This is a genomic window from Paenibacillus sp. FSL R5-0749 (assembly GCF_038595085.1).
Taxonomy (GTDB): Bacteria; Bacillota; Bacilli; order Paenibacillales; family Paenibacillaceae; genus Paenibacillus.
Genome location: NZ_CP152005.1, coordinates 754,501 through 774,590, shown reverse-complemented (window position 1 = coordinate 774,590; position 20,090 = coordinate 754,501). Strand labels below are relative to the sequence as shown.

The following is a 20,090-nucleotide window of genomic DNA, read 5'->3' as shown; positions in this document are numbered from 1 at the left end:
TAACATCCTTGGGTTACAACGCCTGCAATCGCCGGGCCAAACGAAGTGCCCGGCGCAGGAAGTCCAGACTGTCTGCGCGCAGCGGACGGTCTGGCCCGTACAGCAGCCGTTCCCAGTCGGCTGCAAACCGCGCGATGTCCGCGCCGTCCGCGCATGCGGCCAATGCCGGTGATGCTGCATATTCTCGCAGCGTCATCCCCGGCGGCCGCGGGCCGTACCGGCGCGCAAGCGCGGCCCAGACCGGAGCGGCGGCGCCCAGCAGCCGCTCGCGGTCTGGAAAGCTGCTGCGCGGCCATGCCAGCAGCAGCCTGATCCGCAGCGCGGGGCGTAGCCGTCGCATGCGGATCACAGCAGCGGCGCCCAGCAGGGCCGCTGCGACAAGGGCTGCCGCGAGCCCCGGCTCCGCGGCAATGGCCCGTGCGCGGGCGAGCAGCCATGCGCCCGCGTTAGCCCATCCGCCGCTCATATACGGCGGAGTCTCTACAACAGGCTGCGGCCCGGCGAGTGCTGCCACATCTTCACCCGCGCCTTGCGCCATGGTGAAGCCCGGCGTAGCCTCGAACGGCATCCAGCCTGCACCTGGAAAATACACCTCTACCCAGGAATGTGCATCTCCTTGGGAAATGATATATTGTCCCGGTGTATTCGGGTCAGCTATTCCAGTCCCGAAGCCTTTAACCCAGCGTGCAGGAATTCCCTCTGCACGCAGCAACACAATCATGGCAGTGGAGAAATGATTACAATACCCCTGCCGTGTGACGAATAGAAAATCGTCCACAAAATCTGTTCCACGCGGTGGCATACGGGTATCAAGCGTATACTCGGCATGAGCAGCCAGATAAGTCTTGACGGCTTGTACAGCGTCATACCGAGTCTCACTGCCTTGAATGATTTCCTTGGCGAGCGTCTGCACCCGACCCGGGAGAGATGTGGGCAATTGCAGATATGTCCTCCGTATAGAGGCAGGATCTTTCCCTTTATTCGCATTCCCTAACAGACGTAACTGTTCCGGCGAGGCCACAGGAAACATGACGTCTGCCGTATAATTTTTAACCATATGATCTTCGCCGGCGTTTGCAAGCCACAACGTTGCGGAATCTCGATTAGATAACAACGTAAGCATGTTCTCCTCATTATTGCTGTTCTTATCTTGAAACGATACATTCAGCGGGATTCCCCCGGTAAATAACGGATTCGGCCCTTTCCATTCCCGTTTCATCGTGACTGTTTGGCGAATACGTTTCCAATAGGTTTGATTCTCCCAACCATCAGAACGCAGGACTCCGTAAGGACTGGCCGTTTCAAAGCTTTGCTCTGGGTCACTCCAGGTACTACCGTTATAATATGAACGAGTCTCTCCTCGCCAATACGTCACTTCCGGACTCTTTGCTGTAAAAAAGAGGGCATTCCCCTGCACCAGAGGTGCTCCCATGGGCGCATCTGCCGTGCTATATCCCGTTACCGCCGTTGCAGCAGGGATGCTACTGTGCTGTGTATAACCTGCCCAGCGAGCTATGCGTTCACCCATCTGCTCCAGGGATATGCGTTCCGGTTGAGGTATGGAAGCGAACTGACCAGGTAACGCAGAGAAAAGGACCATACCTGTGGAAGCAACAATGGTTATAACGCTCCAACGGCCATAGGGACTGCCACGATAACTCGGGGTAGTTACTCCTCCGTTGAGGCGTAGTAGCTGAAGCAGAGCCTGAATTAGAAAAGTCCATAACACAGACCGTATTACTGAAGCATATACATCCAACCCCGCAAAGGATTCAAGCAGAAGCAAGTATACTAGCGTTGCACTGCCAAATAGCATAACGCTTCTACGCAGCAATACAAGGGATTGCACAGAAGCCATGAGCATGCTCCAACCGCACATCATGAACAGTCCTCTCGTTTCTGTACTAATCGAGTGGAATCGCCAGTTATCCATAAAGGTGTCCATATCCGCTGAAAGTATTCCCGGGTATGCAACCGCCCAACGGGCAGGATCACTTCCTCCATACATCAGACATAGCGCAGCGAGTGCAATAAATAATCGGATCAGTATTCCGGTGATCCACCCTGTACGAATTAACCCAACGAGCAGCAATGCTCCAGTTAACCCCGCCATTACGGACAAGAAACGTTCACTGCCCTGCTGACCTGATGACGTAACAGGATATATCCACTCCAGAGACAGTATAAGTAAAATGGCGGAAATAAAGATCCTATACAGAACCGGCACTCTAACAGATCCCTCATCCTTTATCTCTGTAAGAGAAGTGTGGTTCACATTTCTAACTACAGAATGGACCGATTCTAATCTCAGACGGGCTGTTGACGCTTTGTCAGCCGCCACAGTGGAATTGGGTTCCTGGTTTTTATTACGCTCCCACATCCGTTACCTCCACCCTTCCCAATGAAGATAACGCAACGTCTGTAACCGCTTGAATCAATACCCCGGTGTGACGAAGCCGCTCTATACTTGAGCTGTCATGCTCAATTCCAGTCATGAATCTATCCTTTGATCCTAGCTGGTTCGTTTCAGCCAATTGCACCTCTACACGATAACCTGAACCCATTGCAGTTATAATCCATTCGGTCAGAACCTGATCGATCTTGCCTGTGAGAACCACAATTCGCGAACCGCGCGCCAGTCCATCCAGCATCTCCGTTCGGAGTGAAACCGACACGGATTGGGCTGTGGATATTCGTGCCCCTGCTAGTCTGTCCAGACCATGACACTCATCATCTGCCTGGAATGACCCATGTCGCCATTGATCTTGTTCATCACAGCTCTTATCTCCGCCTTCCATCCACAGATGATAAGGAATGTCGTCCCGCTCAGCCGTATGAATCCAGCGGGCGGCTGCACCCACCACTCGTTCAAAAGCAGGTGCTTCCATAGTCTCTGGCTGTTTTACCTCATAACCCGATGTGCCTTCATACACAAGGATGCCCAGTGAAGCCAGATCTGTGGTATCGGGCAGAAAGGTCTGAAGTTGCCCCGTTTTGGCTGTGCTTTTCCAATGAATACGTCCCAGCGGGTCACCCTGTTGATATTCACGGAACTCGGGGCTACGGTTTCCCTGGCTATTTCTTCTCTCCGACAGAGTCCCTTCGATCATCGCTGCGAATTCTGCTGAATCCCCCTCCCCCCAAGCCGATGCTTGAGGAACAACAATCAAGGGGGTGCCGCCTGCGGTCTCTGTAGAGTGGGTATTCCAGCCAAACAGATCTCCCCAGTACAATCTGCCCGTATCCCATCTGTAGACCCCTCTGCGTAAACCGGAACATTCATATTGATAGGAAAATTGCCGCCGAGTTCCCGGGAAAATTAATTTGCGATGAACACCTGCAGGTGAATTTTCACACAGAACGATCCATAACAATGGAATACGACATTCGAATTCCAGTTCGACTTGAACCCGCACCCGCTCGCCTGCCTCAATCCGATTCGCATGTATTTTCCGACGGATGTGAATACGCCGTGGTCCGAACCAATGGAGAAGCAGACCTCCTATGAACATCAAGCAAGCCATAATGGATAGAAACAACGCCGCTTTGCCACCATGCCACTGATATAAGGAAGCCAAAGCCACCACAAGGACAGCACTCAACATCCGTTGTCCCAGAGCAGTCATTGCCTCCGTCCCCTTCCCTGTGATGCCATTTGTACAGGAACAGGGACGGATGACAAGGCTTCTTCAATGACTTGGACTTGTCCCCAAACCTCCGCTCTGTTCTGGGCCTTCAATTGAATTCGATGTGAGAGAACAGGCACAGCCAACTCTTTCACATCATCGGGAATGACATAACTGCGTCCTTGAAGGTAGGCAAACGACTGCGCCGCAGCCATCCAGGCCAGTGTTCCACGCGGGCTGATGCCCAATCTGACCGCCGGAAGGCTGCGAGAGGCTACAGCAACGGCCACCAGATACTGTTTGACGACCGGGTCAACATGTACCTGTTTGACTTCACGCTGCATGGCTACAACTTCTTCAGCAAGCAGGACAGGGCGAAGTTCATCAAGCTCTTCTCTACCTTGCATCCGACTTAACAATTCCAATTCCTGTTCCGGATCGGGATACCCCAGTCCAATCCTCATGATAAATCGATCCAGCTGCGCTTCAGGCAGCCGGTACGTACCCTCAAACTGTAACGGATTCTGTGTCGCCAGCAGAAAGAAGGGGCGTGGCAAGGCATAGGTTGTTCCATCAACCGTAATACGTCGTTCCTCCATTGCCTCCAGCAGGGCAGACTGAGTCCGGGGTGAAGCCCGGTTTATTTCATCCGCCAAGACAACGTTGGACATGACAGGTCCGGGGCGAAACTTGAATTCAGCTGTATGTGGATGATAGATTGAAGTGCCCGTAACATCTGCCGGCATGACATCGGACGTGAATTGAATCCGGCCCATGGAGCAGTCCAACGCGGAAGCAACGGCACGAACCAGCATGGTTTTACCGGTACCCGGCACATCTTCCAGAAGTACATGCCCCCCACTGAGCATTGCAGTGAGAACATAACGAATCTCTGTTTTTTTGCCAACAATCACACTTTCAACACGCTTCATGACCCTGTTTAACAATTCAACCGCATGTTCATGTTCCATTCGGATATAAGACATTTCTCCTGATCTCCTTCCGTCCATCGGCATTTCTGAACCATAGTAATCTATGATTCAGTGTTGCCCGGAAGTAGAGAGAATAGTCCTGCAAGCATGACTTTCTTCAGATCATTTTATACTTAAATATGAGATTCATTGCCGAAATGGACCTGGAAGCGCCCGCCTTTACCGTCCACTCTGCCTTATTACTGGTTAAGGAATTCACTTTTAACCCCATCTGCTCCAGTAACTCACGTAACGGAACCCAGATGGTTCCCCCCTGACTCTGTACTGCTCCTGTTTCAATTACCCCTGTTGAGCTCAGTGTTCCGCTCACACTGTCTGCATGAATCGTTCTTTCCTTCCATACTGCTGTGGCTGTCCTTGTCTCTGGGTCCCAGCGCGTGCTGCCCCCGAATTTTTTCATGAATGTACGCAAAGGCACCATGATTCGCTCCCCATCCATTCGGAATTCTCCAGGTTGTAAGGTTGCCGCAGCCAATCCTACCTCTATCTTCAGCTTCTTGCTTGTGAGCCACAACGCAGCATTACCTTCTACATGCTCTGCGATCCATGCCTTTCCCGGAGCCTTGCGGAACTTATACTTAGCATCGGGATGAACTCGGAATTGAACCGGCTGATCCGAACTCTTTATGATGTCAAAACGGTATCCGTGATCACGATAATATTTGATAATACCCGGAAGTGCTTTTACCGTTTCAGCGTGCGCACCTCCATCATGCATCAGGACAATCACCGAACGTGTTCCCGCAGGTACTTTGGTGGAATTTTTAAGGATTTCTTTGGCCGGAACACCTTTTCGTTTGGAATCTCCACTATCGACATTCCAGTCCATGACGGTGTATCCACCCAATTGCAGCAGATCAAAATAACTCTGGTCAAAATGTCCGTAGGTACCTCCTGGCGCTCGCACCAGATTCGGACGGAAACCAGTTATACGCTCCAGCACGTCTTCTGTCTGCTTGATCTGGTTCCAGAACACTTTAAAATCACTGTACAGCTGTTTGTATTGATGATTAAACGTATGATTGCCCAGAGCATGTCCATGCTCCACCAGCGACCGGATTAACTCGGGATAACGCTCTGCCTGCTCACCCAGCACAAAAAAAGTGGCCAGAACCTGCTCTTTGCGCAAAATATCCAATACTTCTCGTGTATGGTTACCCGGTCCGTCGTCAAAACTCAGATAGACGACCTTGTCTTGCGTATTCTTATCTTCCCTGATCGAATCATCTGAGCCAGAAGCAGAAGATGCATACGCGGTGCCAGCGTATACAGCGAACACACATAGTAATATCGCAATTCGCACGAGAATGACAGACCATTGTCCAGATAAAAACGTATGTATGGATGTTACGGGAATTTCCCCTGTTCCCTTGATTCTTAATTCCGGTCTCTGTACCATTTACGAATCGCCCTCCACCGTCTCTAGTGAATTTGCTGATAGACTTCAGCAGATTTGTTAGAATTATATGGAGGCTTTCTTGAAAAAAGACGCCTTTTTGTTTAATATTTTTTCACAATTTGGTATGGTGTGTGATTGATTCTTCGTTTCAGATTAGGTAGCATAATGGACAGGCAGAACGTATTCAAAACACCTTGGAGAGGATTCATGCTCCCACCCCGTCTTCAGGAGAGTGAAATCTATTGGAATTGCTTGAGAAGATCCAACATTTGTTTGGGTCCTACGGATACAGCGTATTGTTTTTTGGCTTGTTGCTTGAATTCATCGCACTTCCCTTTCCTGGTGAAACAACGATGGCTTACGCAGGGTTTCTCTCCTACAAGGGTCATCTCGACTTCGGAATCCTCACCATATTGGCTTTTCTGGGAACAACGATAGGCATGACCATCACTTATTTTATTGGAGCCAGAGCAGGACTGCCCTTTATAACACGATACGGAAAATGGTTTCTGCTGAAGCAGGACAAGCTCGATAAAACGCAAAAGTGGTTCGCCAAGTATGGTAATGCTTTAATCTTCATCGGTTATTTCATTCCGGGAGTACGGCATTTCACCGGATATTTCGCGGGAATAGCTGCTGTTCCTTTTCGCAAGTTCGCTCTCTACGCTTATTCGGGCGCGCTGTTCTGGGTTGTACTGTTTCTGGGCATCGGCAAAATATTCGGCCCCCAGTGGAATGCCGTATTCCATCTGGCTCATCAATATGCAGCATATATCGTGGGAGGAATTGGCTTATTGCTTATTGTTGCCGTGCTTTACCATTACCGCAAAGCATGGGTATCAAGATCCGCCGTATCCAAGTCAGCCCCTGTTCGTCAAAGACAAAAGTAAATTCGGGCAAACGTCCATCTATAATAAGTAAGCAAGGAGTTGCGAATAATCGCGGCTCTTTTTTTTTCGTTTTTTTTCAATTAAACTCTGTAATCACTTCATCACCTCCTCCAAAATAAACACTTACTCAAACGGAATGATGAACTATCATTCTTTTTTGTGATAATCCGAATTCATCCAGGTCATACTAACTTGCAAATATAGGATGTATAGGGGGTGAAGGTATGAGTGAACCAAACGTGGAGCATCAAGATCAGAGGCAAATCTCACCGAATCTCAGCGAAAATATGGATTACTGTAAGCAAGTCATGGGGAACAGCAATGACTTGATGATGCGCACTCTCCAGTGTCTACATAAATGGCCTGCCGTCATGTTGTACATTGATGGATTAGTGGATGTGCAGATCCTGAATCATTCCATCCTGGAATCCCTGTTAAAGACACATGACCTCCCGGAATTTTCGGCAGATGAAGAGCATCTAAGCTACATTCAAAATGATATTTTAGCCGCGAGCAATGTCATTCTGGTGGATGACATGGAGGATGTGCTCAATGCTCTCCTGTCAGGATCGGCTATTCTGCTGATCGAAGGTTGTGTGCGTGGATTGAAAATAGCTGCCGCCGGTTGGGAAGACCGTGCTGTGGGTGAACCCATCTCACAGACCGTTGTCCGGGGTCCCATGGAAGGATTCAATGAAAATCTGCGTACGAATACAGCCTTGATCCGCAAACGGATTCGGGACCCTCATCTCTGGATCGAAGAAAGAGAGATTGGTCGTATCACCAAAACAAGGGTTGCTGTCTTATATCTGAAACATACCGTTGATGCAGGTGTCGTGGAGGAACTAAGGCGGAGGCTCGATGAGATCGATATTGATGGGATTCTGGAAAGCGGGTATATCGAAGAACTTGTACAGGATGAAACAGGCACGCTATTTCCTACCGTTTACAATAGTGAACGTCCGGATACGGTTTGTGCTGCCTTGCTTGAGGGGAGAGTAGCCATCATTGTAGATGGAACGCCTTTTGTACTACTGGTCCCGGCATTGTTCGTGCATTTCTTCCAGTCACCGGAGGATTACTATCAACGGGCCGATATCAGCACATTGATTCGTATGATTCGATATCTGTCCTTTTTCATCGCTCTGCTGGCCCCATCCTTCTATATTGCTATTACCACTTTTCACCAAGAGATGCTGCCCACCAATCTGCTTATTAGTCTGGCAGCTCAACGTGAAGGCGTGCCTTTTCCCGCATTCATTGAAGCTATACTTATGGAATTGACCTATGAAATTTTGCGGGAAGCAGGCATACGGATTCCGAAAACCGTTGGTCAGGCCGTCTCCATTGTCGGGACGCTGGTTATCGGCCAGGCAGCCGTTGATGCAGGGGTTGTCTCCGCTGCAATGGTTATTATCGTTTCCATTACGGCTATATCCAGTTATGTCATTCCAGAGAATGGACTATCCATCTCTGTTCGAATTCTGCGATTTGTATTGATGATACTTGCGGCAGCATTTGGTTTCTACGGTATTCTCATTGTTCTGCTCATTACGGTTACCCATCTATGCAGCTTGCGTTCTTTTGGCGTACCTTATATGTCTCCCTTTGCACCTTTCATTCAGAAAGATCTGAAGGATACTCTGTTTCGTGTACCTTGGTCCCATATGAAAACACGTCCACTCTCTACAGGTACACCGAACAAAACCAGACAAGCCAGCAAAAAAACGAAGCGTTAATTCGGTAAGGAGAATAATGTATGAACAAGTGCTTCCGATTAATCCTATGCATTACATTCCTGCTCCCTCTCCTTACCGGATGCTGGGACCGCCAGGAATTGAATGAACTTGGCATTATGCTGGGTCTTGGTGTAGATAAGGATGGTGATCTGATTAAAGTGAGCGCTCAGGTCGTTGTACCGAATGAAGTATCCTCCAAATCGGGCGGAGGGAATGGCACTCCTGTCACACAGTATGAAGCCTCCGCATCCACACTGTTTGAAGCAATTCAAAAGCTGACTGAGACAAGTCCGCGCCGCATATTCATGGCCCATATCCGTATACTGGTGTTCGGTGAGGAATATGCCCGCAAAGAAGGCATCTACGATGTCATTGAAGCGTTAATGAGAGAACCTACTGCGAGACCCGATTATTACGTTATCGTTGCTCGAAATACAACAGCTTCCAAGGTACTGGATACACTTACTCCATTGGAGAATTTACCTGCAGAGAAGATATTTAATTCCCTCGACGTCTCCGCCAAAACCTGGTCACCCACAACTACTGTCACTGGAGATCAGTTGATGGAGTATATGCTGGCTCCCGGAATACAGCCCGTAATCACCGGTGTAGAGGTTGTAGGCAATACTACGAGAAGCGGAAGCAAAGATAATATCTCGACAATCACGTCCCCCGCTCGTCTCAATTCGACGGGATTAAGTGTCTTCAAGAAGGACAAACTAATCGGCTGGTTAACTGAAGATGAATCCAAAGGATACAACTATATTCGCAACAACGTGGTATCTACCATAGGTCACTTGCCTTGCCAAAAGGGCGGTAATGTGACTTTCAAAACCCTTCGTACCAAGACGAAACGAAAAGCGAAGGTTATCCATGACCAGCCAGTAATTCATATCAAAATAAAAAATGTGTCTTCCATTGGTGCAGTTGAGTGCGGAATCCGAATTGGTTCAATGAAAACGCTCAAAGAGTTGGAAAAAGACAGTGAAGAGCGGCTAATCGAGCTAATGGAAAAATCAGTGAAATCGGTTCGGCGAAAATTCCATACCGATATTTTTGGATTTGGTCAGGAAGTATATCATGCCGATCCTGGATTTTTCAAAAAGATTGAGAAGGATTGGGATCAATATTTTGAGAACCTGGATGTCACGTATGAAGCCAATGTTCAGATCAAACGGGTAGGTACACTGGATGATTCATTCAAGGAGGATTTGAAGGAGTGAGATCGGATGTTGATTACAATTACTGTCATTGTCATAGCGGGCCTTATAGGCTTGTTTGATCTGCCGGGTCTTATCCGCCGTAAGGAATGGAGGGAAACAGCTGTGTATAGCGGCATGCTCATCATTGCCACAGGGTTTAGTATAATCGCAGCAAACCTGTGGGATTTTCCGAGTCCGCTCTATATCATCATGTGGATCTATGAACCTGTTAATCAATTCTTGGCGCATCTGACGGGAACCTAGAAAAAGGAGAGGACGATTATGCTTGAACACGGGCGCCTTGGAACAAGACAATTGACCACTCTCACTTTTTTGATGGTGGTAGGAGATATGATGCTGATCTACCCCTCAGTCATCACATCCTACGCAAAACAAGACGCCTGGATCTGTGCTTTCATAGGCATTCCTCTGGGAATGGCACTACTGGCCATGATCCTGAAGTTGTGCAGTTTGCACCCAGAAAAAAATCTGGTACAAATGGCACGAAGCATTCTGGGGTTCTGGCCAGGTACTCTCTTTTCCTGCTTCTACCTGTTCTTTTTTATTATTGGTGCTTCCACTCATACGAGAGAAGTTGGCGATTTCATGACCTCTCAAATCTTCCAGTACACTCCCATTCGTATCATCATTCTGATGTTTGTCATCGTGATCGGCTGGGGAGTATTCCACGGATTAGAGGCGATGGGTCGAAGCAGTGAACTACTGATGCCTGTCGTTATTGTGTTTATTGTCGTCCTTGCATTCTGCCTGCTTCCCCAGATTGATGCCAGCAATCTGAAACCAGTAAGTGATACGAATATGGTCTCTATTTCACAGGGCATTCTGGTAAGCATTATATATCCAATTGGTGAAGTCGTCCCCATCATGATGATTCTGCCCTACGTTGCCAAGCAGGCTCATCGAACAAGGGACGTACTTATCGCAGCAGGCCTAGGCAATCTGGTATTGGCAACACTTGTTACCATATCCCTGCTGGTCTTGGGTGCCTTTCTCACACAACACAACATATATGCTTCTTTTGTTTTATCCCAGAAAATTAGTATTGGAAGCTTCTTTGAACGTATTGAAGCTGTTATGGCCTCTTCCTGGCTGATCTCCACTTACTTCAAAGCGATGATATACTTATACGCCTTTATTGTTGGTTGTGCGGAACTGTTCAAGCTTAAGCAGTATCGGATGCTTGTGCTCCCAGCGTCGCTACTCGTTTTTGGATTAGCCAATCTTGTCTCACCAAGCGTAACCTTTATCGTAATCACCGTTGTTCCCTATTGGGTAGATTGGGATACTACGCTGGGGATCATTCTGCCCGGCTGTCTCCTGCTGATCCAGTTGCTCAAGTCGAACAGAAAATCATCGGTTACTCACAGCAACTCCTCACAGGAATGAATACTTTTTACGGGAAGGAGCCTGGTATAGATGAATAATTGAAGTTCATCAACGAATGTCATCCATGCTGAATTTAGTGAAGGAGTGTAAGGTCTATGTTAATTAAGGAGAAAATCACCATTAGGCAATTTACACTGCTCACCTTCCTGGTCATGGTCGGAGACATGATTCTGCTCTATCCCTCCGTGGTTACTGCTTCCGGTAAGCAGGATGCATGGTTCTGTTCTCTTATCGGTCAGCCGATCGGCTTACTCATTATATGGGTTCTTTACAAACTTCATCAGACACATCCTGATCTGTCACTTATTGAAATCTGCCAAAAAATACTTGGCCGATGGGTAGGAGCTGTTTTGTCATCTGCATATCTGTTCTATTTCGCCATAGGTGCTGCCATATGTATCCGTGAAGTTGGCGACTTCATGACTACACAGATCTATCTTCAGACCCCCATCCGGGTCATTCTGATTATACTTATGTGCGCTCTTATCTGGGGAGTTATGCATGGTTTGAATACAATAGGAGGAAGCAGTGAAATGCTGACGCCGATCGTTGTTGCATTTATGATCCTGTTATTCATGGGGCTGATCCCCCAAGTAAACAGTTCACATCTACAGCCTTTCTTGAACACCCCCTGGCTCCAACTGATTCAATCTACCATTAGGGGGGCTTTCACTTCCTTTGGTGAACTAATCGTGATTACCATGGTTCTCCCGTATGTTGTGTCAGGACCTCATATCAAACGGGACATGTTACTCGCCACCTTATGTGGAGGCTTAATGTTAACCACTCTGCTGCTCATTTCCCTGATGATCTTTGGTCCCTTTCTGACCCAACATGACATCTACATCTCCTATACCCTGTCTCAAAAAATTAATATTGGCAATTTTTTCGAGCGAATTGAGGCGTTCATGGCGACCGCCTGGTTGATTGCCACCTATTTCAAAAGCCTGCTGTACATGTTTTCTTTTGTCATTGGAATAGCACAACTATTTCGGTTGAAAACATACAAGCCTCTCATCCTGCCATCAGCCATGTTACTATTCGCTTTAGCTGTACTGATATCTCCCAATGTCATTTTCTACACCAATACGATCATGCCCGCCTGGGTGGATTGGGATATCACTGTAAGCTTTATTATTCCGCTATTCCTTCTGCTTGTGCATCGGCTTCGTTCTGGCAAGAGCAAGAACAATTCACCCAGTCATAAACGATTGCCCACCTAAAAAGGCTGTGTTCACGGTAAATCCCGCGAAACACAGCCTTTGGTGATGAAACGGATAAGATGTATTCATTCATACATGTCCCGGTTATTACATTACAACGCCTTCACTGCGTCAAGAGCAGCCTCAATATGTCCTTTGACCCGAACTTTGGACCACTCCTGGATCAATCTACCCTCTTCATCAATCAGAAAAGTGGAGCGAACCATACCCATATACTCCTTGCCATACATTTTCTTGAGTTGCCATACACCGTATTGCTCGGCTACAGCGTGCTCTTCATCTGACAACAAGGTGAACGGTAGTCCATATTTGGCGATAAACTTGTCATGCTGTTTCATCGGATCAACACTAATCCCGAGAATGACCGTGTTCAGCCCTTCAAATTCAGCATGTCGATCCCGGAAATCACAAGCCTGTTGCGTACAGGACGAGGTCATATCCTTGGGATAAAAATAAAGCAGCACCCGCTGTCCGCGGTAATCGGAAAGCTTCACCTTCTCCCCCGTACTGGACGGCAGCTCAAAATCCGGTGCCACTTCGCCTACAGTTAACGTCATGTCAATTCCTCCCTAGTCTCGCCCACGAATTGCGTTGAGGGCATTTTATGATCCTGCTCCACGATACCGTTTCACGCCATAATTCCACAAAAGCAAACCCACGGAACCAAACACCAACCCCATCACAGGTGTCAGCAGTGCCATGCGATGCATCTCGGACCTCTCCAGAAACAAGGCAGCCGGATAAATGCCAACAAAGGCAAACGGAATGACCCAGGTCAGCAGCACCTGAATAGCACGGTTGTAGATCGTTACCGGGTAACGCCCATATCCCTGGATGTTATACATCAATGGCAGAATACCTGTTGGTGCGTCCGAATAAAAGGACAACGAAGTCAGTGTGGTATAGATTCCGGCATAGATCATGACTGAGCTAAGCGCCAAAATAATCAAGGCAGGAATATGCCACCATTCCAGCACCAGGCCCATCTCTGCTCCGCTGAAGATCATAATGATCAAGCCGATAAACGAGCCCACGAGTGCAGGCGGGTCTACATTTTCAAGCAAGATCTGGAACAGATTATGTGCAGGGCGTGTTAGGATACGATCCATCTCGCCTTTGACGATATACCGCTCACTGAATCCCCACAGATTGATAAAACAACTGAAGATGCCATAGGGCACCATAAAATATCCATAAACAAAGAGCACTTCACTCTCACTCCAGCCGCCCAGGTTATCCGTATGGCGAAAGACCACAAAGATAAAGATCAGGTTGGTTGCCTGGAACAGCAGATCCGATAGGATCTCCACCCAGAAATCAGCACGGTACGTGAGTCGTGTTTTCATGTAGTTCTTCAAATATTCCCAGATCAGACCCATATAGTACATTCTGTTATCCCCCTTGCACGAACAGACGCTTGCGCGCCTTACGCCAGATCAGTACCATCGGAAGTAGCAGCAAGGCAAACCAGAACACCTGAATACCGAGTACATTCCAGATAGCGGTACCTTCCACTCTTCCCGTGAAGACCGAACCGGGCAGATACGTAATGGCCTGAAAAGGCAATACCTTCATCACCGCGGACATCCAGCCTGGATACAGACTGATCGGGATGATGAGACCGGAGAACAAATCAACCACGACGCGTTTCATGCGCATCATGCCTTCATTATTTTCCACAAAGAATGCCGCCAGTCCCGTGATCACATTAATCTGGGAATTAATGAGGAAACTGAAGAACAGCATGACGAGAAAGCCAATCCACGCCGACGGCGCCGTAGGCAGTTCAACCGGGAACAGCAGAATGGCAATGAGCATCCCCGGAATCATGAGGAGCAGGAAGCGGAAAATGCCTTCGCCAAGACCCTGCATCATTTTGACCATAACGTAATTGATTGGCCTGATGAATTGAATCGCAATGGAGCCATCCCGTATGTCTGCGGCAATCTCTCGGTCCAGGTTGTTAAAGTAAAAGGCACGTGCCATCCAGGATACAGCGATGTAGGTTGTCATCTGTGCTGCCGTAAAGCCGCCAAGTTCACCACTGCTGCCATAAATGGCTTGCCAGGTAAAGTAATACACGCCGATATTCAGCGTATATATCAAAATGCCAGAGTAATAATTCACCCGGTATGCCAGCATCGTTAGAAAACGGATGCGCATGAAATCAATAAAGGCACTATTCATCTTAGGATACACTCACCGCTTCTTTCCCTGCTCCCACAATCTCGGGACGCTCGGCGGAACCGGATTGGTAAATACTGCGCACAATCTCATCCGTGTTGATCTCGATAATCTGAATATCGGTAATATCGGCTTGTCCAACGACACGTCCGAGTACATCCGAAACGTTCAATTCCAGTGGAATCCATACGGATGCAGACAATTCATTCTCTACCGTCCAACGTACAGGTAACGCCGCAGTCCATTCCTGCATCTGACTCATGTTGTGAGCTGAACCGAACTTGAAGCGGATTTCCCGTTCCTTGCCCCATTGGGACTTCAGATGATCCAGACCTCCATCATAGATGATGTTACCCGCATCAAGCATGATCACCCTGGAACATAGGGCCTCAATATCCTGCAAATCATGGGTTGTGAGCAGAATGGTTGTTCCATGCTCCTTGTTCATGTCCTTCAAGAAATCCCGAATTTCCGACTTCACCACAATGTCCAAACCAATGGTTGGTTCATCCAGAAAAACAATACTCGGGTTGTGCAACAATGCTGCCACCAACTCGCAGCGCATACGCTGACCAAGACTGAGCTTGCGCACCGGACGACTGAGCAGGTCCTGAAGCTGCAATCGCTCAACCAGTTCATCCAGCCTTTTCCGGAAATCGACCTCTCCTACACGATATACTTTACGCAATAAATGGAAGGATTCGATAACGCCAATATCCCACCACAATTGACTGCGCTGACCAAAAACAACACCAATATTCTGTACAAACTTCTCCCGTTCCTGATACGGAACATATCCACCAACCGATATTTGCCCTGAAGTAGGCACCAAAATGCCGGTCAACATCTTGATTGTTGTTGATTTACCGGCACCGTTCTCCCCGATATATCCGCATATTTCGCCCTGCGGAATCTGAAATGAAATATCATTTACAGCCAATACCTCCTGGTATTGACGTGCAAACAGGTCCTGGAACGCGCCCTTCAGCCCACCTCGGCTTTTCTGGACGCTAAACGACTTGCGCAAATCTTTGACATCAATCGCCAGCATGATTATACCTCACTTGGATTTTGTTGAAATTGCTTGTAGCCCAAAAAGAAATTATAATGGTATCAGTCAAAATTCAGCAATACCTGAACTCGTTTTTTATTTCATCTCAAATACAAAGGAGAGCTAGCATGACCAGAAAGACGAAGAGAACCATCTGGATTTCTCTTGCCGCCTTCGTGTTAATTGTCGGAGGAGCTGCGGCATACTATTTCGGTTCTATTCTCAATCAGTTGGACGGTTTGGCAAAAGACGGTGACGAATCACCATTCGCCGGTATCGAAAATGTGGAGAAAGTCAATACACCTGACCCACCCAAATGGGAAGGCACAGAGACGGTCAATATTCTCGTTATGGGTGTCGATGCGCGCGGATTGAAAAAAGGTGAAGTTCCCCGCTCCGACAGCATGATGGTCGTATCGCTCGACCCACTTACCAAAAAAATCAATCTATTCTCCATTCTGCGCGACACATACGTCGATATTGACGGGTATGGTAAAGAGCGGATCAACACTGCCATCACCCATGGCCCGAATGCAGCGATGCAAGCTGCCGGCGACCTGCTCGGCATTCCTGTACAGTATTATGTGTATACGGATTTCCAAGGATTCATCAAATTGGTGGATGCCGTTGGCGGTGTTGATTTTAATGTGGAGAAAGACATGCACTATACAAGTAAAGCAGACAATAACGAATACGATATTGATCTCAAAAAAGGGTATCAGCATCTGGATGGCGAGACAGCTCTCATGTACGTTCGTTTCCGTCATGATGCGATGTCGGATTTCGCTCGTTCCGAGCGTCAGCGTGAATTGCTGAAAGCTGTTACGGCAAAAATGCAGTCCACCACTACCATAGCCAAACTGCCTGCCATTCTGGAACAGGTTAATCCTTACGTAGATACGAATCTGACACTCTCCGATATGTGGAAGCTGGGTGGACTCGGATACCAGAGCAGCATGAACGGCAGTGAGCAGATCCCACCAATGAACCTGTTGAAAGAAGAACGTACAGCAGGTGGTGCGCAAGTATTAACGGTTACAAATGAAGAAAAATTGAAGCAGCATATTCAGGATATTATTCACCCGCCTGCTACAACAGATGATAGTACGACCAGCACCGAAGATAAAACAGCCAGTGGTGACGATCAGAAGTCAGAACAACCGGCTCAGTAATCTAAACATGCAGAGGGCAGCCATTACGCTGCCCTCTCGTTGTGCCCGGCTATACTATTATGAGAAAATCATCATATCTTTCTGTGGCTTGTACCTTTATTATATTTTGAATTACGAAAGGAAGTTATCTTATGAAACCATCACGTTCCCGTTCCGAGCTTCTATACGCAGAAGCACTTGAACATATTGTAGGAGGGGTGAACAGCCCTTCACGCTCGTTTAAAGCCGTTGGCGGCGGTGCACCTGTATTTATGAAAAAAGCCCAGGGCGCCCACTTCTGGGATGTTGATGACAACCGTTACATTGATTATCTGGCCGCTTACGGTCCGATTGTTACAGGACATGCCCACCCTCATATTACGCAGGCAATTACAGAAGCTGCAGCCAATGGAGTACTGTACGGTACCCCGACTGAATTAGAGATCAAGCTTGCCAAAATGCTGAAGGAAGCCATTCCTTCTATGGATAAAGTACGCTTTGTTAACTCCGGTACAGAGGCGGTCATGACTACGATTCGGGTAGCTCGTGCCTATACCAAACGTAACAAGATCGTTAAATTCGCCGGATGTTACCATGGTCACTCGGATCTGGTGCTTGTGGCGGCCGGTTCTGGCCCATCCACGCTGGGTATCCCGGATAGTGCCGGCATTCCTACCAGTATTGCGCAAGAGGTCATCACCGTGCCTTACAATGACCTGGATAGCCTCAAAGCTGCACTGGAGCACTGGGGTGACGATGTTGCCGCAGTCATGGTTGAACCGATCGTTGGCAACTTCGGTATGGTTATGCCGGAACCCGGCTTCCTGGAAGGTCTCTGTGCCATGACACGCGCCAACGGCTCACTGGTTATTTATGACGAGGTGATTACGGCTTTCCGTTTCCATTACGGTTCCACACAGACGTATGCCGGGCTCGATAATCATGCGGAGATTGAACCGGATCTGACGGCTCTTGGTAAAATTATTGGTGGCGGCCTGCCCATCGGTGCTTACGGCGGACGCAAACACGTTATGGAGCAGGTTGCTCCGCTCGGCCCGGCTTATCAAGCGGGAACGATGGCTGGTAACCCTGCATCCATCTCGGCGGGTATCGCATGTCTGGAGGTCCTGCAAGGCGCAGGTGTATACGAGGAGATGGAACGCCTTGCTATCGACCTGACAGCAGGTCTGCAAGCTTCTGCTGACCGTCATGGGATTGCACTGACAATCAACCGGATTCGCGGTGCATTCTCCACCCATTTCTGTGATCACCCGGTGACGAATTACGATCATGCTCAAGACACAGACGGAGAACGGTTCGCTTCCTTCTTCCGTCACATGCTGGACCGTGGCATTAACCTCGCTCCATCCAAATATGAGGCTTGGTTCCTGACCACGGCTCATACAGACGAGGATGTTCAGGCTACATTGGAAGCCGCAGAAGCTTCCTTCAAGGCAATGGCTCAGGAATAACCCGAACAATTAATTCTTCAGATGTAATACAAAATAGTTGAGAGACAGCAACTACGAAAAGAGGCGTCCAACAAGTGTTCAACTTGTGCGGACGCCTTTGTTTTTTTACAAATAGGGGTGATTGGTTTACATAGGGTTAGGATGAGATGTTATGCAACATCTTCAAGCGTAGCTTATTAATAGGGTGCACTGTTATGATCCTGCCATTACTTAACTTATCTCTGACTGATCTGCAGCTTCAAAATTTCCTCTCGGATCACCTGCATCCCTTCCTCGATTCGCTGCTTCGGCACATTGGAGATGTTCAATCGCAACATCTGATCCTGATGTACCTGATAGGTTCCCTCTGGATAATACCGTTCAGTCGTATCAACGATGACTCCGCGCTTTTGAAGCCGGGATAGCAGAACACGAAGCGGCATATCACCCGCCAAAGGTAACACCGTATGCTCTCCTCCTGTTCGAGGAGCGTCCATAAACGGAGCAAAGTCTGGATAGGCGTCCAGCTGCTCCTGCACCGTGTGCATCCGGGCAGCATAACGGTTACGAATCACTTTTCTGTGATGAGCAAACATGCCGCTATGGACATAGATCTCCAGAGCAGCTTGAGACAGGACGGAAGTGTCGATATCAAGCATTTTTTTGTAAGCACCAAAAGATTGAATGAGTGGTAAAGGCAGAACGGCTACACCAATACGCAAGCCTGGAAACAGAATTTTGGAGTAACTCTTCAGATAGATGACCCGGCCTTCCGTATCATAGGACCATAGCGGGTCCTGTTTCGTATTGTCCTCCAGATCAGACAGATAATCATCCTCCACCAGATACACATCGTACCGCTGAGCAAGCCGGATCAGTCTCTTCTTCTCCGCAACCGTTAACGATGTACCAATCGGATTGTGAAAGCGTGGCATGACATAGAAAAACTTGATCTCTTCCTCTGCGAACTGACGTTCAAGCGATGCCCAGTCAAGCCCATCTTGGGTACGTCTCACACCAGCAATAGGTACATTTAATCCACCCAATAGGGAAGGCATATTGTGATAGGTCGGTAGTTCAAGCATTACTGTTCTTTTTCCATTGGGAAAAGGCATCAACGCAAGTACAGCCAGCGCCTGTTGCACACCTGATGTGATAAAGAACTGCTCTGTTCTTGCAAAAACCTGATAATCCGCAAACTGCTTCTGCAACAGCAGAATTAGCGAAGGCAATCCCTGATCTGTTCCATACATAAACAACTCTGCCTGTTTCTTCTCCATCGCCTGATCCACGCAATGACGAAAGTCCGCATAAGGGAACACCCGCGGATCCGGAGCAGCCGAAGCGAAGTCCAATGCTCCCTGCCAGTCCATATCCTGAGCACCTGTCCCGTTCTGTACGGCATAATAGCCGGATTGAGGGATGGCGTACACCAAATGCCGCTGTTCCAACCATTCATATGCACGAATTGCTGTGCTTACACTGCATTGATACTGTTCAGCTATAACTCGCACGGCTGGCAGTCGGATGCCCTTATCTGCCCACTGGCGACGATCCTGCTGCTGCATCTGTTCCTGAATCCATTGCTTTATAGCTTCGGCAATCACTTCATATTTTCTCACCGCACCCACTCCTCTCCTATAACTGTACCGATACAGTTTAACCTTTTATCTATTGTAGCACGATGCACCCGGCAGTATATTGAATAAGGCAAGCACGTGCCTTGAACCTGACATATTTCAGGATGATAAAGATCATACGCTATGACAAATGTA

At 48.2% G+C, this 20,090-nt stretch carries 17 protein-coding genes; 8 read left to right on the top strand and 9 right to left on the bottom strand.

All coding sequences use genetic code 11. From position 1 onward, the window contains the following. Positions 1-13: 13 nt before the first annotated feature. From MKY85_RS03590 to MKY85_RS03575, 4 genes are all read right to left on the bottom strand, one after another. Complete coding sequence (locus MKY85_RS03590; RefSeq protein ID WP_342571799.1) at positions 14-2,380, bottom strand: transglutaminaseTgpA domain-containing protein; 2,367 nt, start codon at positions 2,378-2,380, stop codon at positions 14-16. Beyond that, positions 2,367-3,626, bottom strand: a complete 1,260-nt coding sequence (locus tag MKY85_RS03585) for a DUF58 domain-containing protein (protein WP_342571798.1) — start codon at positions 3,624-3,626, stop codon at positions 2,367-2,369. The genes MKY85_RS03590 and MKY85_RS03585 overlap by 14 nt, the downstream gene beginning before the upstream one ends. Next, on the bottom strand, positions 3,623-4,612 hold the full coding sequence (locus tag MKY85_RS03580) for a MoxR family ATPase (RefSeq protein WP_342571797.1): 990 nt from the start codon (positions 4,610-4,612) through the stop codon (positions 3,623-3,625). Before MKY85_RS03580 ends, MKY85_RS03585 begins: the two co-directional genes overlap by 4 nt. Positions 4,613-4,715: 103 nt before the next feature. Further along, entirely contained in the window at positions 4,716-6,017 is a 1,302-nt protein-coding gene (locus MKY85_RS03575) for a polysaccharide deacetylase (RefSeq protein WP_342571796.1), read from the bottom strand. 242 nt (positions 6,018-6,259) lie between these two features. On the opposite strand from MKY85_RS03575, the gene MKY85_RS03570 reads away from it, so the two are divergent. The 6 genes from MKY85_RS03570 (at position 6,260) to MKY85_RS03545 (ending at position 12,478) form a co-directional block, all read left to right on the top strand. Continuing rightward, positions 6,260-6,907: a DedA family protein gene (locus MKY85_RS03570; protein ID WP_342571795.1), complete on the top strand. Its 648-nt coding sequence runs from the start codon at positions 6,260-6,262 to the stop codon at positions 6,905-6,907. A gap of 224 nt (positions 6,908-7,131) precedes the next feature. Continuing rightward, a complete protein-coding gene (locus MKY85_RS03565; RefSeq protein ID WP_342571794.1) occupies positions 7,132-8,646 on the top strand; it encodes a spore germination protein in 1,515 nt (504 codons plus the stop codon). Between the two features lie 20 nt (positions 8,647-8,666). Further along, positions 8,667-9,869 (top strand): Ger(x)C family spore germination protein, encoded by a 1,203-nt coding sequence (locus MKY85_RS03560; protein ID WP_342571793.1) that lies wholly within the window; start codon positions 8,667-8,669, stop codon positions 9,867-9,869. A 6-nt stretch (positions 9,870-9,875) separates the two neighbouring features. Continuing rightward, positions 9,876-10,112 carry a hypothetical protein gene (locus MKY85_RS03555; protein ID WP_339239457.1) on the top strand — a complete coding sequence of 79 codons (237 nt, stop codon included), beginning with the start codon at positions 9,876-9,878 and terminating at the stop codon, positions 10,110-10,112. Positions 10,113-10,130: 18 nt separating this feature from the next. After that, positions 10,131-11,255 (top strand): endospore germination permease, encoded by a 1,125-nt coding sequence (locus MKY85_RS03550; protein WP_342571792.1) that lies wholly within the window; start codon positions 10,131-10,133, stop codon positions 11,253-11,255. A 95-nt stretch (positions 11,256-11,350) separates the two neighbouring features. Continuing rightward, on the top strand, positions 11,351-12,478 hold the full coding sequence (locus tag MKY85_RS03545; protein ID WP_342571791.1) for an endospore germination permease: 1,128 nt from the start codon (positions 11,351-11,353) through the stop codon (positions 12,476-12,478). A 92-nt stretch (positions 12,479-12,570) separates the two neighbouring features. Here the strand turns inward: MKY85_RS03545 and bcp are convergent, their stop codons facing one another. Genes bcp through MKY85_RS03525 form a run of 4 tightly spaced genes read right to left on the bottom strand, consistent with a single transcriptional unit; the run spans position 12,571 to position 15,713 of the window. Further along, positions 12,571-13,035, bottom strand: coding sequence for a thioredoxin-dependent thiol peroxidase (bcp, locus tag MKY85_RS03540; protein WP_342571790.1), 465 nt, complete (start codon positions 13,033-13,035; stop codon positions 12,571-12,573). Positions 13,036-13,080: 45 nt separating this feature from the next. Continuing rightward, positions 13,081-13,866, bottom strand: a complete 786-nt coding sequence (locus MKY85_RS03535; protein WP_339239452.1) for an ABC-2 family transporter protein — start codon at positions 13,864-13,866, stop codon at positions 13,081-13,083. 4 nt (positions 13,867-13,870) lie between these two features. Continuing rightward, positions 13,871-14,665 (bottom strand): ABC-2 family transporter protein, encoded by a 795-nt coding sequence (locus MKY85_RS03530; RefSeq protein WP_339239450.1) that lies wholly within the window; start codon positions 14,663-14,665, stop codon positions 13,871-13,873. A gap of 1 nt (position 14,666) precedes the next feature. After that, a complete protein-coding gene (locus MKY85_RS03525) occupies positions 14,667-15,713 on the bottom strand; it encodes an ABC transporter ATP-binding protein (RefSeq protein WP_339239449.1) in 1,047 nt (348 codons plus the stop codon). A 128-nt stretch (positions 15,714-15,841) separates the two neighbouring features. Here MKY85_RS03525 and MKY85_RS03520 point away from each other — a divergent pair, with 128 nt between their 5' ends. After that, complete coding sequence (locus tag MKY85_RS03520) at positions 15,842-16,885, top strand: LCP family protein (protein WP_339239448.1); 1,044 nt, start codon at positions 15,842-15,844, stop codon at positions 16,883-16,885. A 131-nt stretch (positions 16,886-17,016) separates the two neighbouring features. Continuing rightward, positions 17,017-18,336, top strand: coding sequence for a glutamate-1-semialdehyde 2,1-aminomutase (locus tag MKY85_RS03515; protein WP_339239447.1), 1,320 nt, complete (start codon positions 17,017-17,019; stop codon positions 18,334-18,336). A gap of 215 nt (positions 18,337-18,551) precedes the next feature. Here the strand turns inward: MKY85_RS03515 and MKY85_RS03510 are convergent, their stop codons facing one another. Then, a complete protein-coding gene (locus MKY85_RS03510) occupies positions 18,552-19,937 on the bottom strand; it encodes a PLP-dependent aminotransferase family protein (protein WP_342571789.1) in 1,386 nt (461 codons plus the stop codon). Between the last annotated feature and the right edge of the window lie 153 nt (positions 19,938-20,090).